This is a genomic window from Chromobacterium sp. INPA-IVC (genome assembly GCF_059047085.1).
This window is the reverse complement of sequence record NZ_JBTNLS010000011.1, coordinates 83,830-96,943: the sequence shown is the minus strand read 5'-3', so window position 1 is coordinate 96,943 and position 13,114 is coordinate 83,830. Positions and strand designations below refer to the sequence as shown.

At 64.2% G+C, this 13,114-nt stretch carries 15 protein-coding genes; 7 read left to right on the top strand and 8 right to left on the bottom strand.

Annotated elements, in window-relative coordinates:
* Positions 1-95 precede the first annotated feature (95 nt).
* The 6 genes from ACX17K_RS20335 to ACX17K_RS20310 are packed head-to-tail and all read right to left on the bottom strand — an operon-like array spanning position 96 to position 5,582.
* Entirely contained in the window at positions 96-977 is an 882-nt protein-coding gene (locus tag ACX17K_RS20335) for a type III secretion system protein SepQ (RefSeq protein WP_493776183.1), read from the bottom strand.
* Positions 967-1,440, bottom strand: coding sequence for a hypothetical protein (locus ACX17K_RS20330; protein WP_493776182.1), 474 nt, complete (start codon positions 1,438-1,440; stop codon positions 967-969). The genes ACX17K_RS20335 and ACX17K_RS20330 overlap by 11 nt, the downstream gene beginning before the upstream one ends.
* Positions 1,441-1,477: 37 nt before the next feature.
* On the bottom strand, positions 1,478-1,861 hold the full coding sequence (locus tag ACX17K_RS20325) for a hypothetical protein (protein WP_021475296.1): 384 nt from the start codon (positions 1,859-1,861) through the stop codon (positions 1,478-1,480).
* Positions 1,855-3,171, bottom strand: a complete 1,317-nt coding sequence (locus ACX17K_RS20320; protein WP_231153631.1) for a FliI/YscN family ATPase — start codon at positions 3,169-3,171, stop codon at positions 1,855-1,857. The genes ACX17K_RS20325 and ACX17K_RS20320 overlap by 7 nt, the downstream gene beginning before the upstream one ends.
* Positions 3,158-5,218 carry an EscV/YscV/HrcV family type III secretion system export apparatus protein gene (locus ACX17K_RS20315; protein ID WP_493776181.1) on the bottom strand — a complete coding sequence of 687 codons (2,061 nt, stop codon included), beginning with the start codon at positions 5,216-5,218 and terminating at the stop codon, positions 3,158-3,160. The genes ACX17K_RS20320 and ACX17K_RS20315 overlap by 14 nt, the downstream gene beginning before the upstream one ends.
* Positions 5,205-5,582, bottom strand: a complete 378-nt coding sequence (locus ACX17K_RS20310) for a hypothetical protein (protein WP_493776180.1) — start codon at positions 5,580-5,582, stop codon at positions 5,205-5,207. Before ACX17K_RS20310 ends, ACX17K_RS20315 begins: the two co-directional genes overlap by 14 nt.
* A 283-nt stretch (positions 5,583-5,865) precedes the next feature.
* On the opposite strand from ACX17K_RS20310, the gene ACX17K_RS20305 reads away from it, so the two are divergent.
* Entirely contained in the window at positions 5,866-6,279 is a 414-nt protein-coding gene (locus tag ACX17K_RS20305; protein ID WP_493776179.1) for a CesT family type III secretion system chaperone, read from the top strand.
* Between the two features lie 27 nt (positions 6,280-6,306).
* Positions 6,307-7,548: a cytotoxic necrotizing factor Rho-activating domain-containing protein gene (locus ACX17K_RS20300; protein WP_493776178.1), complete on the top strand. Its 1,242-nt coding sequence runs from the start codon at positions 6,307-6,309 to the stop codon at positions 7,546-7,548.
* A 405-nt stretch (positions 7,549-7,953) separates the two neighbouring features.
* Here the strand turns inward: ACX17K_RS20300 and ACX17K_RS20295 are convergent, their stop codons facing one another.
* Together ACX17K_RS20295 and ACX17K_RS20290 are read right to left on the bottom strand one after the other, a co-directional pair.
* On the bottom strand, positions 7,954-8,907 hold the full coding sequence (locus ACX17K_RS20295; protein ID WP_493776177.1) for a hypothetical protein: 954 nt from the start codon (positions 8,905-8,907) through the stop codon (positions 7,954-7,956).
* Position 8,908: 1 nt separating this feature from the next.
* Complete coding sequence (locus ACX17K_RS20290; RefSeq protein ID WP_493776176.1) at positions 8,909-9,349, bottom strand: InvB/SpaK family type III secretion system chaperone; 441 nt, start codon at positions 9,347-9,349, stop codon at positions 8,909-8,911.
* Between the two features lie 304 nt (positions 9,350-9,653).
* On the opposite strand from ACX17K_RS20290, the gene sctR reads away from it, so the two are divergent.
* The 5 genes from sctR to ACX17K_RS20265 are packed head-to-tail and all read left to right on the top strand — an operon-like array spanning position 9,654 to position 13,112.
* On the top strand, positions 9,654-10,301 hold the full coding sequence (gene sctR, locus ACX17K_RS20285) for a type III secretion system export apparatus subunit SctR (RefSeq protein ID WP_070981127.1): 648 nt from the start codon (positions 9,654-9,656) through the stop codon (positions 10,299-10,301).
* A 10-nt stretch (positions 10,302-10,311) separates the two neighbouring features.
* Positions 10,312-10,581: a type III secretion system export apparatus subunit SctS gene (gene sctS / locus ACX17K_RS20280; protein ID WP_021475303.1), complete on the top strand. Its 270-nt coding sequence runs from the start codon at positions 10,312-10,314 to the stop codon at positions 10,579-10,581.
* 2 nt (positions 10,582-10,583) lie between these two features.
* Positions 10,584-11,363, top strand: coding sequence for a type III secretion system export apparatus subunit SctT (sctT, locus tag ACX17K_RS20275; protein ID WP_046159063.1), 780 nt, complete (start codon positions 10,584-10,586; stop codon positions 11,361-11,363).
* On the top strand, positions 11,360-12,424 hold the full coding sequence (locus ACX17K_RS20270; RefSeq protein ID WP_493776175.1) for an EscU/YscU/HrcU family type III secretion system export apparatus switch protein: 1,065 nt from the start codon (positions 11,360-11,362) through the stop codon (positions 12,422-12,424). The genes sctT and ACX17K_RS20270 overlap by 4 nt, the downstream gene beginning before the upstream one ends.
* Positions 12,408-13,112, top strand: coding sequence for a lytic transglycosylase domain-containing protein (locus tag ACX17K_RS20265; RefSeq protein ID WP_493776174.1), 705 nt, complete (start codon positions 12,408-12,410; stop codon positions 13,110-13,112). Before ACX17K_RS20270 ends, ACX17K_RS20265 begins: the two co-directional genes overlap by 17 nt.
* Positions 13,113-13,114: the final 2 nt, after the last annotated feature.

Here is a 13,114-nt window from a genome sequence, read left to right as displayed (position 1 = left end):
AAAGTGGCCGATCTTTTGGATTTGGCCATTTCAGGGTGGCGGGTGTGGAGGGAAGAGGCGAGGCGGCGGGAAGGGAGAAATGAGCGCGGAAGGTGTCATCCGCGCGTCAGGATGCGGGCCGCCCAGCCATCGTCCAGCCGCAGCAGCTGCCCTTGCGCCAATAGGCGGCCTTGCGCGGTCAGGCGCAGCATGGGGTGGGCGGCGGCGTGAGCGGCGATTTCCTTGCCGGCCTCCCAATCGGCCAGCGCGTCGGCGCTCACGCGGATGGAGGCGGCTTCCACGGCCAGGCGCAGCGTGCCGGACGGGGCTTGATCGAGGCCCGGGGATGGGGCTTCCACGATCGCGCGCTCGGCGTCGAGCAGCCTCACCCGTCCCGGGCTGGCTTCCGGATGCAGCCACAGGCTGTCCAGCGCATCCGCCATGCCGTGGATGGGCAGCGCGTCGCCGACGGCGACCTTGTCCCAGTCCTGTTCCGGCAGCAGGCACCAACCCAGGCCCAGCGCCAGTTGGCGGGTTTGATCGGGCGATGGCCGCAGCGCGGCCAGCAGCGCGCGCAGCCAGCCCGGCGGCGCGTCCCGCACATGCAGCGGCAGCCGGCGCGGCCCGTCCCGCAGCGTCAGCCGCCAGCCTTCGCCGCCGGGAGGCGGGGCGGGCGCGACGGCGGGCTCCGCCAGGCCGGGCAGGCCCTGGGCGCGCAGGAAGCCATCCAGCGGCGCCAGCGTCCAGGCGGCCAAAACCGGCAGCAGCCCGGCTTCGATATCGGCAAGCTCGCCCACCGCCAGCTGAGGCTCTAGCCAGGCGCGCCAGTCGGCTTCGGCAGCCCATAGGGTAAGGGCCGCGCCATCGCACATTGTGGACAGCAGCAGGCCCTGGCTGTCGGCGCGGGCCAGATCGGCTTCGATGAGTCTGCCCTCATGTTCGGCGCGGGCGCCGATGCGGCTGAGATGGAAGGCGTCGAGCGGGGTGTCAGCGGCCATCGCCAAGCTCCACCACGACGTCCACGCCCAGCGCGGCCGACAGCGCCGCGCCCAGGTTTTCCCGCTCGCGCGCCAGCCTGCCGGCCAGTTCCGGGGCCGGGGCGGACAGCCGCAGGCTCAGGCGTGCGCCCCGCCACTCGGCCTGCACCAGCAAGCCGGCCAGCGGGCCGGTGCTGGCGCGCAAGGCTAGCGTCTGGCTGTCGACGGGGGCTGCAGGCGCGGGCGGCGGCGGCAGATCGGGATGGGCGCGAGCGCTCGCGGAGCCGGCGGGCGAGGCGTCGGGCGGGGCGGCAGGCGGCGCGAACAGCGGCCACGGCGAGAGGGAGGGCGCGGGGAAATCCTGCTGCGACGGCGCTTCGTCCAGCAGCGCGCGGAAGCGCTGCGCGCCGCGGCGGTCGGCATGGGGTTCGTCGCGGTCGCGCGATGACGCGCGGCTGGCGGCGGAAGGGGGTTGCGCTTGCATGGTCGTGCCTTCTGTTGCGGTTTAGAGCGGGCCGGCCTCAGGCATCCTTGTCGGATTCGTCGTCCAGCAGCGCGCTCAGCTTTTCCTGTTCGCGCAGATTGCGCAGCAGCATGGTTTCCTGCTCGGCGCGGGTTTGCGTCAGCCGCAACCGCTCGGCGGCCAGCTCTTCCAGCTGGCGCTGCAGGGATTGGTCTTCTCCTTCCAGCCGGGAGAGCGCGGCGCGCAGCTTTTCCAGCTCGGTCTGGTCGAACTGGCCGCTGCGCGCGGCCTGGAGCCGCCATTCGGCGTACAGCGCATGGCGGCGCTCATGGATGGCGTCCCGGCGCGCGCACAGCTTCAGCTCCTCGTCCGCCAGCCGGACCAGCGCGGCGCGCAGGCTGTTCTCGCGGCGGCGCTTGATGCACAGCAATTGGCTCAGCATGGCATCCCCGCGGCGTCGCCCAGTTCCGCCAGCGTGCGGGGAAACGCGAATCGCTCATCCACCGCTTGGCGCAGCAAGGCGTTGATCGGCGCCCGGCGCGCCATGGCGTCGTCGGCGTCGGCGTCCTGGCCCGGCCGGTATTCCCCCACCCGGACCAATAGCTCGATTTCCCGCCAGGCCGCCAGCAGCTGGCGCAGCCTGGCGGCGGCGGCGCGGTGGGGCCCGGCGCAAATCTGATGCATGACGCGGCTGACGCTGGCGAGCACGTCGATCGCCGGGAAGTGGTTGGACTCGGCCAGCTTGCGCGACAGCACGATGTGGCCGTCCAGCAGCGAGCGCACCTCTTCCGCCAGCGGGTCGGCCTTGTCTTCCATCAGCACGGTATAAAAGGCGGTGATGCTGCCGCGGGCGGCCGGGCCGGCGCGCTCCAGTAGCCGGGGCAGCCTGGCGTACAGGCTGGGCGGATAGCCGCCGCCCACGATAGGCTCCCCGGCGGCCAGCGCCACCTCGCGCACGGCGCGGGCGTAGCGGGTGAGGGAGTCCACCAGCAGCAGCACGCGCTGGCCGCGGTCGCGGAAGTGCTCGGCGATGGCGGTGGCGGTGGCGGCCGCCTTGATGCGCTCCAGCGCCGGGCGGTCGGAGGTGGCGACCACCACCACGCTCTTGGCGCGCGCTTCGGCGCTGAGCACATGGTCGAGAAATTCGCGCACTTCGCGGCCGCGCTCGCCGATCAGCGCCAGCACGACGATGTCGGCTTCGCTGCCGGCGCAGAGCATGCCCAGCAAGGTGCTCTTGCCGCAGCCGGCCGGGGCGAAGATGCCCAGCCGCTGGCCGACGCCGACGGTGAGGGTGGCGTCGATGGCGCGCACGCCGGTGGGGAGGATGGTGTCTATCACCTGGCGCTGCATGGGATCGGGAGGCTCGGCGTCGATGTCGCGCCGGGTTTCTATCCCCGGCGGCGGCAGGCCGTCCGCCGGCCGGCCCAGCGCGTCCAGCACCCGGCCCCGCAGCGCGTCGCCGACGCCGATGTCGGCGCGGCGGCCGCTGGGCTGGACCAGCATGCCGCAAGACAGGCCCAGCGGTTCGCGGTAGGGGGAGAGCAGCGCCTCGTCGCCGTCCAGCCCCACCACTTCGGCGGGGTCGCCGTCCGGCAGAAAGCATAGCTCGCCCAGTCCGGCGCCCGGCAGATGGGCGCGCAGCAGGGTGGCGCCGACTTCGGACAGGCGTCCTTCCAGGCGGCAATCGCCGCCTGCGGGCGGGGGAGGAGGCTCGATGGCGTCCAGGATGGCGTAGTAATCAGGCAGGCGCATGGCCTTCTCCTATCAGTTCGACGTGGCCCAGGATCTTCAGCTCGGCCTCGTCGCCCAGCTCCTGGAACGACAGCACCGGCACGGAGAACAGATCGCGCTCGATCAGCTTGCGCACGAAGCGCCGCACGTCGATCGCGGTGACCAGCGCGGCGCCGCCGACGCCGCTTTGCTCCAGCGCGGAACGGATTTCGCCGACGATGGCCTGGTTCTCTTCCGGCCCCAGCGCCGAGTAGGAGCCGGCCGAGGTCTGGCGGATGGATTCGCGTATGGTTTGCTCGATGTGGCCGCCGATGACCCAGGCGCTGATCCAGGGCTGGCCGCGGCGCTGGCGGCCGACGATGTGGCGGCGCAGCGCCAGCCGGGCGTATTCGGTGAGCATTACCGGGTCTTTCTCGCGGGGAGCCCATTCCACCAGGGCCTCGAATACCGCGCGCAGGTCGCGGATGGACACGCCCTCGGCCACCAGCCGCTGCAGCACGTCGGCGATGCGGCCCACCGGCAGCTGGCGCTGCAGCTCTTTCACCAGCTCGCCGTAGCGCTGCTCCATCTGGTCCATCAGATAGCGCGCCTCCTGCACGCCGATCAGCTCGGCGGCGTAGCGGTCCAGAGCCAGCGATACCAGGTGGACGACGCGTTCGTGGTCGCGGTGAACCGTCAGTCCCAGCTTGGCCAGGCCAGCGGCCTGTTCCGGCGCCACCCATTGCAGGGTGAGGCCGCCGAAGGGCAGGGCGTCGCGCGCGGCGGCCTGGGGCACGGGCGCGCTGGAGGCGTCCAGCAGCGGCAGCGGGCGCAGCTCCAGCTCCAGCACCGCTTCCTGGTAGAGCAGGAAGGACAGATGGCGCGGCGGCAGGTTGGCGTCCACTTGCAGCAGGATGTCCGGCAGCGGCAGGCCGAGCTGCTCCAGCTTCTGCTGGCGCAGCTCGGCCAGCGCCCGCGCCAGGGCGGCGTCGCGGCCAAGCTCGGGATGAACGCGCAGCAGCAGCGGAATGGCGCCGACCGGCGGCGGCGCGGCGGCGTCGCCGGCATCCTGGCCGCCGCTGTCGGCGTCGCCGCCGAAGCCGCCAGCCGTCTCGCCGGTCTTGGCCCGGCGGGTCACCCAGGCGGTGCCGGCGGCCACCATGGCGGCCATCGGCAGGAAGACCAGCGCGGGGAAACCGGGCAGGCAGGCGAACAGCACCAGCACCGCCGCCACGATCCACAAGGCCTGGTGCTGGCGCATCAGCTGCGAGGACAGCTCCTGCGCCAGGTTGCGGCGGGTTTCTCCCGGCACGCGGGTGACGATGATGCCGGCGGCGATGGAGATCAAGAGCGCCGGGATCTGGGCCACCAGGCCATCGCCCACAGACAGGATGGCGTAGGTGGCGGCGGCTTCGCCGGCGCTCATCTCATGCATGAACACGCCGACGGCGATGCCGCCGAAGATGTTGACCAGGATGACGATGATGGAGGCGATGGCGTCGCCTTTGACGAACTTCATCGCGCCATCCATCGCGCCGTAGAGCTGGCTTTCCTTCTGCACCAGGAGCCGCTGCTGCCGCGCCTGGCCGGCGTCTATGATGCCGGCGCGCATGTCGCCGTCTATGCTCATCTGCTTGCCTGGCATCGCGTCCAGCGAGAAGCGCGCGCTGACTTCGGCCACGCGTTCAGAGCCCTTGGTGATGACGATGAACTGGACGATGGTGATGATGGCGAACACGATCAGACCCACCGCCAGATTGCCGCCGACGGCGAAGTTGCCGAAGGTGTAGACCAGCTCGCCGGCGTCGTGCTGCAGCAGGATCAGCCGGCTGGTGCTGATGGTGAGCGCCAGGCGGTACAGGGTGGTGATCAGCAGCACCGAGGGAAAGGCCGAAAACTCCATCGGCTCGCGGATGTACACCGCCATCATCAGCAGCGTGATGGACAACGCCAGATTGATGGCGATCAGCACGTCCACCAGCAGCGTGGGCAGCGGCACGATCATCATGAAGATGGCCAGCAGCAGCATGGCGGCCAGCACTACGTCCTGGCGCGCCTGCAGGCCTTGCAGCCAGTTATTGAGCTTCATGGCTGCCCTCCGCGACGCGGTCCAGCAGCCGGCGCTGCTGGCGGGACATCCGGGCCCATTGTTCGGCGCCGCTGTCCCGCGGCATGGTCGCGGCCAGCCACAGGCAGCCGCGCGCGAGCCAGGCGCGCAGCGGGACGCCGTCGCCGGCTTCCGGCTGCAGCAGCGCCAGCAGGCGCAGCAAGGCGGGGCGGCGCCTGGCCTCCGGCAGCGGACGCGACAGCGATAGCAGGGCCCGCCCGTCCAGCGATTCCAGATAGAACATGTCCTGCCCCTGGCGCAGCGACAGCCGCAGCGCGGCCGGGATGGCGCTCTCGCCCATCAGGCGCAGCCAGAGCTCGGTTTGTCTTTGCCATTGCAGGTCCATCGTGCGCTTCCTCATGCTTGATGGCCGCATCTTGGGGCAGGGGCCGATGGGGGAATATCGGGTGAATACCTGAGGTCGAGCCTCGGCATCCATCCAGGCGGCGCGGCAAGGAAGCGCAACGCCGGATCAGGGGGCGGCTGCGCGGGTCTTAAGGTGTTTGCCTGAGTTGATCCTCACTTCATCAATGCAAGAATTCGAATTGCCATCTATCCCCCTCTTCGGGTCTTGCCGCCGCGAGCGGGGCCTTCTTGCCAGAGAGTTTTGAAAACAAATTAAGGATGATATGAAAGATTTGTCCGGATTTCATGGCTGCGCCATGGCCTTGATGGCGCATATCGGCTTTCAGGGACATGTCATGCTGGAAGATCAAGAAGTGATGACTTTGACGCTGGAACAGCGTTTTCTCGTTCATTTTGGCTGCGTGGATGGCAAACGGTGGTTTTTGCTGGCGGAGCTGGGCGAGTGCGTCTCGGCCCAAGAATGCGCATTGCTGCTGCAAGCCTTGCGGCATAACCAGATGACGACTCTGGCCTGGCAGCCCATTGCGTCCCTGAATGAAAAAAATTGCCTTTGTCTGCACCTGATTTTGCCTGGGAATAAATGTGATCTATCCATGGTGGTTTCGGCTTTCGATGCTCTGATGGATAGTGTGAAGCCATTGCTGCATTCAGGCTTGTCTGTAAATTCCCGTATTTGATGCGGGAGATGGAGGGAGGTGTGTCGCATGAGTGTTTTTGAAACGGGTTTGAATGTATTCAATGCCAATTTTTCCAGCCTGAATGCGCTGAAGGGAAAGGATGGCGCCAAGCTGGGGGAGGCGCATATCGGCTTGCATAAGAATGGCGACCTGGTCGTTTATACGGGCATTGATTTTTTGCTTCATCCAAATCAGGTGCGTCAGGCTAAGGATTTCCTGGCGGAAAATATGGGCGGTGATACGGCAGAAAAGTCATTTCCTCTACTGGCGGACCTGCTGGTCCAGGCGAGAAGGAAAGACGTGTCAGCAAGCTTCGTTGCAGCGGATATCCACGCAGGGGATAAGTTCAAAAATGATCCCCGCTTCAACCATATTGTGAATACCTGCACGCCTGCTGAAGCGGAACGGTTTGATTCTGATAAAAGACAAGTGCTGGATGGGTGCATTCGGCCGTTGCAGGGCTGCGGCATCGTTGCCCCTTCATCACTGCTGGATACGCTACCGGTCAAGTTTGATTTCATCATGCATGACAAGAATGTCAATATGACAGGCGGCGGCGAGTTTCCTTTGCGGAGTGAAGGTCGGCCAAAGGGGTTTTATGTCTATGATGGCGCGCATGCAAAGGCGGATGAGCAACTGCCTGGCACGCCCTATGGCAATTATTTCAACAAGCATGCGTTTGGGCCTGATTTGAAGATCATCGGGGTGGATAATGGGGATAAGGGAACGCTGGGCATCAGGATAAATTTTGACGATATTCCTGAAAATATCCCGCTGCTGATCAACGGCGGGGCGCTGTCTGGCTGCACCATGGTGTATGGCGTCAAGGATGGTCATTTTTATGCGTATCATGCCGGGAAAGCAACCAGGGAAGATGATGGCTGGACCACCTGCACCGATGGCGCCCGTTCCATCATGGAAACGCACGCTCAGTTTGCCGGAGGCCAGGCTCCTGCCGGAGTGTTTGGCAATCAGGCCTTGCTTGATTTTCTGCAAGGCAGTTTTGATTATGCGGTCATGGGCTATTGCGGTCATGATGACAGGCCGGATTCCATTGTGAAAAATAATGGCAGTCGAGTTGTAAGTTTTAACTACAACGGTCGTGATGCAGGCGGCGCTGTCCGTGTAGGAAACTCTGCGGCGCTGCTGATGAAAAAGGATGGCGTGCTCAGCTTTGAAACCCTGAATGATGATATGAGCATCGGTTTGCAGGGCGGCGATATTCAGTCTCTGGATTGCCGGACTACAAGATGGCTATCTGGGCAGTGATAGTTTTGACTGGCTCTGTTGATGGCATGGACGCGCCCTCCCGGACCCGGTAGCCCGGTGAGGGAGAGGCTTCTTTGGGGGGATATTGGATGGCGCGCTGAAATGTAAGGAACAGTTGTGAGTGGATTGTTTATTGAATGAAAGCCTGTGCATTTCAAGCTGCGCAGGCTTTTCCTTTAATGACGATGGGGATGGTCTTTGTTGTAGTTGCCTATCATGTATTTTTTAACGGATTCAGCTTCTTCGTCATCGAATGGCCCGTCGCGCGCCGGGATGGCCTGATCTGGCTGCAGCGCGGAGGGGTGAGGCATCGAGACCTGAGGTCTGGGGCGGGAGGATGCTGGTGAGAAGGCGGACGATTCGGAAAACCGGATCGCCCGGGAGCGTGGCAGAAAGAAATGGATGTCAGGGATGGTGCTTTTGGACCCAGAGCGCTAGGCCTTGATTGAACTCATCCTTGGTCAGAATGTTGTAGTTGAGCGCTCGTTCATTGAAGCCGGGTGCACTCATGATGTCGTTTATGTGGCTTTGGCCTACTTTCCACACGCCGATGGTCTGGGCTGAGGCCTGGGCGCTGGCGGCCATGGCGGCGGAGCGCTGCCTGCTGAGGTTGTCGGAATGTTCAAGAGGTTTGCCCGCTTTGACATCCGCGCAGAAGATCTGCTCGGCCTTCGCCCAGTCTTGGAGCAAGGTTTGGGCGTCGGCCTGGACATTTTGGGTGGCTGGATTTTGATATTTTTTCTCCAGCTGCTCCATAAAAGAATAGAGATGCGTCAGTTTTCCTATGGCCTTTTCGTCATTGACTTTCAGTAATTCGTGCATGGTTAATATAATTTGCTTGGTTTCTTGATTGAATCCAGTTTTTACAAAACTCTCCCATGTTTTTTCCAAGGGGTGGTGGTTTAATCCTAGCTCTGGTGGATTAACTCCCGCTGCGAATTTTTGTGCTATCGGGAGAAATTTTTCCTTGACATCGGCAAGTCTCATTTCCAGGCGAAGCATCACGGGGTCGCCGAAGGATTGAGTAGTTTCTTTGCCGAAAGATATGCCCAATATTTGGAAGCGGCTTTTTGTCGTGCTGTATTGGAATTCATTTTCATTCCAGTACTGAGAGCCCGACATGCCTAAGGATTGGAGATAAGCTTTTTCTTCATCTCGACGCGGGCCCGATTCTGGATGTGATTCTCCAACTATATTGAGTCTGTGAGGGTCCAGTGGCTTAAAGGATTGGGAGGAGGGGCCTTGAAGCGCGCTGCTTGCGATGCCGATCAATTGACCTGCCTGGCTATTTTGCCCTGTGATGCCCGTTTGTGGGGCATGGACTCCATGCATGCCATTAAAATAGGTTCCGTTCAGCATGTCATGCTCCTTTAATTTGATAGGCTTCGCAAAATCGATACAGCTGCGCAACGAAGCCCTGAAATACCTGCTTTAGGCCATGGTCGCGTTTTAACAGGTCCAATTCGACCAGCGCTTTCAATTCGTAGCCATGCTCGCTCATGCCAAGTGTAAGTTGCCCAGTTTCCACGCCTTCGATGGCGGTAGTCAGAATCGAAAGAGCCTCCGAGGCATGGAGCATCAGAGATCTTTCATCATGAATAGGCAACAAGCTCCATATCCACAGCCTGTCTTCCGCGACAGAGAGCATCACATCCGGCAGTCCCTGTACTTTCAGTGCGATGGAGGATGCTTGTCCTATGGGTTTTATTTGATCGGGCGGCAAACCAATTTGCATCGCCATTTCCAGAACGATCCTATCAATCCCTTGATGTATCTGATTCGAAAACGAGATTGGATTCATGTGTCTCCTCTTGGAAATTGAACTATGCCCCAGATTTGAGCGCTTTCTGATCATTGCTTGCTTGGAAATTTTGCTCTTTCCCCAGTGGGCGGAACGTGAGGTGTTTGAGCGTAATCGTAGAGATATGGCGTGATTGCGGCTTTTGTGAATCGTCCGAGACTTTCAAAATTTGACCTGCGGGTGTGAGGTTTGACATGCGAGTCTGGCTTGCGAGCGCCTGGCCGTCGGGTTCAGGTGTTGGCCTGATGGGGGAAGGGCCGGTCCGGGCAGACAATGGGCGCCATGATTCCTCGGGAGCGCAACCATGGCACTCACAGACCAACCGGTTCAACTGATCGCCTTGCTGGCGACGTTGTCGCTGCTGCCGCTGCTGGTGGTGATGGGCACGTCGTTTCTCAAGTTGGCGGTGGTGTTTTCCCTGCTGCGCAACGCGCTGGGCATCCAGCAGATTCCGCCCAACATCGCGCTCTATGGCCTGGCGCTGATCCTGTCCTTGTTCATCATGACGCCGGTGGGGATGGCGGTGCAGGACAAGCTGGCGGTTTCGCCGGCCCAGCCCCAGGCCAGCCTGCTGGCGCGGCTGTCTGACGACACGCTGGACCCGTACCGCCAGTTTCTGAAGAAGCACGCGGCACCGGCGCAGCTGCGCTTTTTCCGCGACACGGCGCGCAAAAGCTGGCCCGAAGCCGTCCGCGCGCGGGTGAGCGACGATTCGCTGCTGCTGCTGATGCCGGCCTTTGCCGTCAGCCAGCTGATCGAGGCGTTCAAGATCGGCCTGCTGCTGTTCCTGCCCTTCATCGCCATCGACCTCATCGTCTCCAACGTCTTGCTGGCGATGGGGATGATGATGGTGTCGCCGATGACGATATCGATGCCGTTCAAGCTGCTGGTGTTCGTGCTGGTGGGCGGCTGGGACCGGCTGCTGGGCCAGCTGCTGCTGTCCTACCGTTGAGGAGAGAGGCATGGGACAAGCCCAGATCGTTCAGCTGGCCAGCGAGTTGCTGTGGCTGGTGCTGATCCTGTCGCTGCCGGTGGTGGTGGTCGCGTCGGTGGTCGGCGTGCTGGTCGGCCTGGTGCAGGCGCTGACCCAGGTGCAGGACCAGACCGTGTCGTTCTTGATCAAGCTGGTGGCGGCCTGCATCACCTTGGCTTTGACCCACCACTGGATGGGCCAGGCGTTGTTGCGCTATGCCGAGCGCAGCTTCGATCTGATCTCGCGCATGGGGAGCTGAGCATGGACCAGCTCAATCCCTGGTGGCCGTTGCTGGGCGCGGCGATGATGCGCCCGCTGGGCGCGATGCTGCTGTTGCCGCTGTTCAGCCCGTCGATGCTGGGCAGCGCGTTGATCCGCAACGCGCTGGCGCTGATGGCCACCTTGCCGGCGCTGCCGCTGTTGGCGCAGCTGGCGTTGCCGGACCCGATCCAGGCGCCGGCCGCCTATGCGCTGCTGTTGGCGAGCGAGCTCGCCGTCGGCCTGTTGCTGGGGTTCTCCGCCGCCATCCCGTTTTGGGCGGTGGACATGGCCGGCTTCGCGCTGGACACGCTGCGTGGCGCGTCGATGGCGGGCGTGCTCAATCCGCTGATCGGCGGGCAGTCGTCGCCGATGGGCGCCTTGTTCTCGCAGCTGGCGGCGGTGCTGTTCATGGCGCTGGGCGGCTTCCACGCCTTTCTGTCGGCCTTGTACGCCTCTTATCAGCAATTGCCGCCCGGCATGGGCTGGCACTGGTCCAGCCAGTTCATTCCCTTGCTGCAGCGGCAGTGGCAGATGCTGTACACGCTGGGGCTGGGTTTCGCCATGCCGGCGCTGGTGATGATGGTGCTGGTGGATCTGGCGCTGGGCCTGATCAACCGCTCGGTGCAGCAATTGAACGTGTTTTCGCTGTCGATGCCGATCAAGAGCCTGGTGGCCTTGTTGATGCTGATCATCGGCCTGCAGTTCGGCTTGTCCGACGTCATTGCCAGCTTTGAACGCTTCGACGGCGGCCTGGCGCGCGTGCTGGAGCCGGGACGGTGAGCGAGAAGACCGAGCAGCCCACCGCCAAGCGGATACGCGACGCCCGCGAAGAAGGGCAGGTGGCCAAGAGCCAGGAAATCGGCGCGGTGGCGCAGCTGGGGCTGATCCTGCTGTGGCTGGTGGCGGAAGGTCCGGCGCTGCTGCGGGGCTTGGGCGGACTGATGACGTCCGCGGTGGCGGTGTCGAATCTGCCGCTGCAGGCGGCGCTGGCGCAACTGGTCGGCGAAACGGCGGCGCTGATGCTGCGCTTCGTCTTCGGCCTGGCCGGCTTGCTGACGGTGGCCTTGCTGCTGGTCGGGCTGATTCAGTCGGGCTTTTTGTTCGCGCCCAAGGCGCTGATGCCGTCCGGCGAGCGCATCAATCCCTTGTCCAACGTCAAGCAGATGGTGTCGGCGCGCACGCTGTTCGAGCTGGGCAAGATGCTGCTCAAGGTCGGCGTGCTGGGGCTGACCTTCGCCTACCTGATCAAGCGCTACGCCGCGTCGTTCGCCCATCTGCCGCAAGCCGGGCTGGAGGCCGGGCTGATGGTGTGCGTGCAGATGGCGCAGTGGATGTGGGCGGTGCTGCTGGCCTTCACCGCGGTGTTCGCGGTGGCGGATTACGCGATGCAGCACCACCAGCTGCGCAAGCAGCTGATGATGTCGCGCGAGGACATCAAGCAGGAGTTCAAGAACTCCGAGGGCAGCCCGGAGGTCAAGCAGCGCCGGCGCGAGCTGCACCGCGAAGTGCAGAGCGGCAGCCTGGCCGGCAAGGTGGCCAAATCCTCGGTGGTGGTGCGCAACCCTACCCACATCGCCGTCTGCCTGCGTTACGAGGCCGACGACACGCCGCTGCCCCAGGTGCTGGAGTATGGCCGCGACGAAATGGCGCGACGCATCGTGGCATTGGCCGAGGAGCAGGGCATTCCGGTGGTGGAGAACGTGCCGCTGGCGCGCGCGCTGGTGGCGTCCACCCGGCCCGGCGACTACATTCCCGAGCCGTTGTTCGCCGCGGTGGCGCAGGTGTTGAGCCTGATCCGCGACCGTTTGCAAGAGGAGGACGACGATGAAGCCCCTGTATAGCGTGCTGCTGTGGCTGCTGCTTTGCGCGCCGGCCGGCGCGGAGGCGCTGCAATGGTACGCGGTGCCGGCCGACCCCGCGCCGTCCGCGCCGCTGGCGGCGTTGCCGGAGGTTGGGAACGAGCCTGCGGCATCCGCCGCGCCGAAGCCGATGTCCTCTTCCGCCCAGCGCTATCGGCCGCTGATCGACGACGTGGCGCGCCAGCATGCGTTGGACCCCATGCTGATCCACGCCGTGGTGCAGGTGGAGTCGGCCTATCGGCCGGAGGCGGTGTCGGGCAAGGGGGCGGTGGGGCTGATGCAGCTGATGCCTGCCACGGCGGCGCGTTTCGGCCAGACGGCGCTGTACGACCCCCGCGCCAATCTGCAGGCCGGCGCCGCTTATCTGGACTGGCTGATGAATCGCTTCGGCGGCCGCCTGGACTTGGCGCTGGCGGCTTACAATGCGGGAGAGGGCGCGGTGGCGCGCTACGGCAACGCCATCCCGCCTTATGCCGAAACCCGGGATTATGTCCGCAAGGTCATGGCCCATTACGCCGGCCTCAAGGGCGAGGCCGGGACGACGCCGGCGGCGGATCCCGCGCCCGCGCCTCGCCGGCCGCGCCGCGCCGCGGGCGGCATCGGCGACATGGAACAATTCTGGCGGCTTTTCACCGGCGGCTCCCCGCGGCCCCCGGCGGCCCGACTTTGATT

Coding starts and splice junctions, on each gene's coding strand:
- ACX17K_RS20335 (WP_493776183.1), bottom strand. CDS start 977: ATGGCCGCTGACACCCCGCTCGACGCCTTCCATCTCAGCCGCATCGGC.
- ACX17K_RS20330 (WP_493776182.1), bottom strand. CDS start 1,440: ATGCAAGCGCAACCCCCTTCCGCCGCCAGCCGCGCGTCATCGCGCGAC.
- ACX17K_RS20325 (WP_021475296.1), bottom strand. CDS start 1,861: ATGCTGAGCCAATTGCTGTGCATCAAGCGCCGCCGCGAGAACAGCCTG.
- ACX17K_RS20320 (WP_231153631.1), bottom strand. CDS start 3,171: ATGCGCCTGCCTGATTACTACGCCATCCTGGACGCCATCGAGCCTCCT.
- ACX17K_RS20315 (WP_493776181.1), bottom strand. CDS start 5,218: ATGAAGCTCAATAACTGGCTGCAAGGCCTGCAGGCGCGCCAGGACGTA.
- ACX17K_RS20310 (WP_493776180.1), bottom strand. CDS start 5,582: ATGGACCTGCAATGGCAAAGACAAACCGAGCTCTGGCTGCGCCTGATG.
- ACX17K_RS20305 (WP_493776179.1), top strand. CDS start 5,866: ATGAAAGATTTGTCCGGATTTCATGGCTGCGCCATGGCCTTGATGGCG.
- ACX17K_RS20300 (WP_493776178.1), top strand. CDS start 6,307: ATGAGTGTTTTTGAAACGGGTTTGAATGTATTCAATGCCAATTTTTCC.
- ACX17K_RS20295 (WP_493776177.1), bottom strand. CDS start 8,907: ATGCTGAACGGAACCTATTTTAATGGCATGCATGGAGTCCATGCCCCA.
- ACX17K_RS20290 (WP_493776176.1), bottom strand. CDS start 9,349: ATGAATCCAATCTCGTTTTCGAATCAGATACATCAAGGGATTGATAGG.
- sctR (WP_070981127.1), top strand. CDS start 9,654: ATGGCACTCACAGACCAACCGGTTCAACTGATCGCCTTGCTGGCGACG.
- sctS (WP_021475303.1), top strand. CDS start 10,312: ATGGGACAAGCCCAGATCGTTCAGCTGGCCAGCGAGTTGCTGTGGCTG.
- sctT (WP_046159063.1), top strand. CDS start 10,584: ATGGACCAGCTCAATCCCTGGTGGCCGTTGCTGGGCGCGGCGATGATG.
- ACX17K_RS20265 (WP_493776174.1), top strand. CDS start 12,408: ATGAAGCCCCTGTATAGCGTGCTGCTGTGGCTGCTGCTTTGCGCGCCG.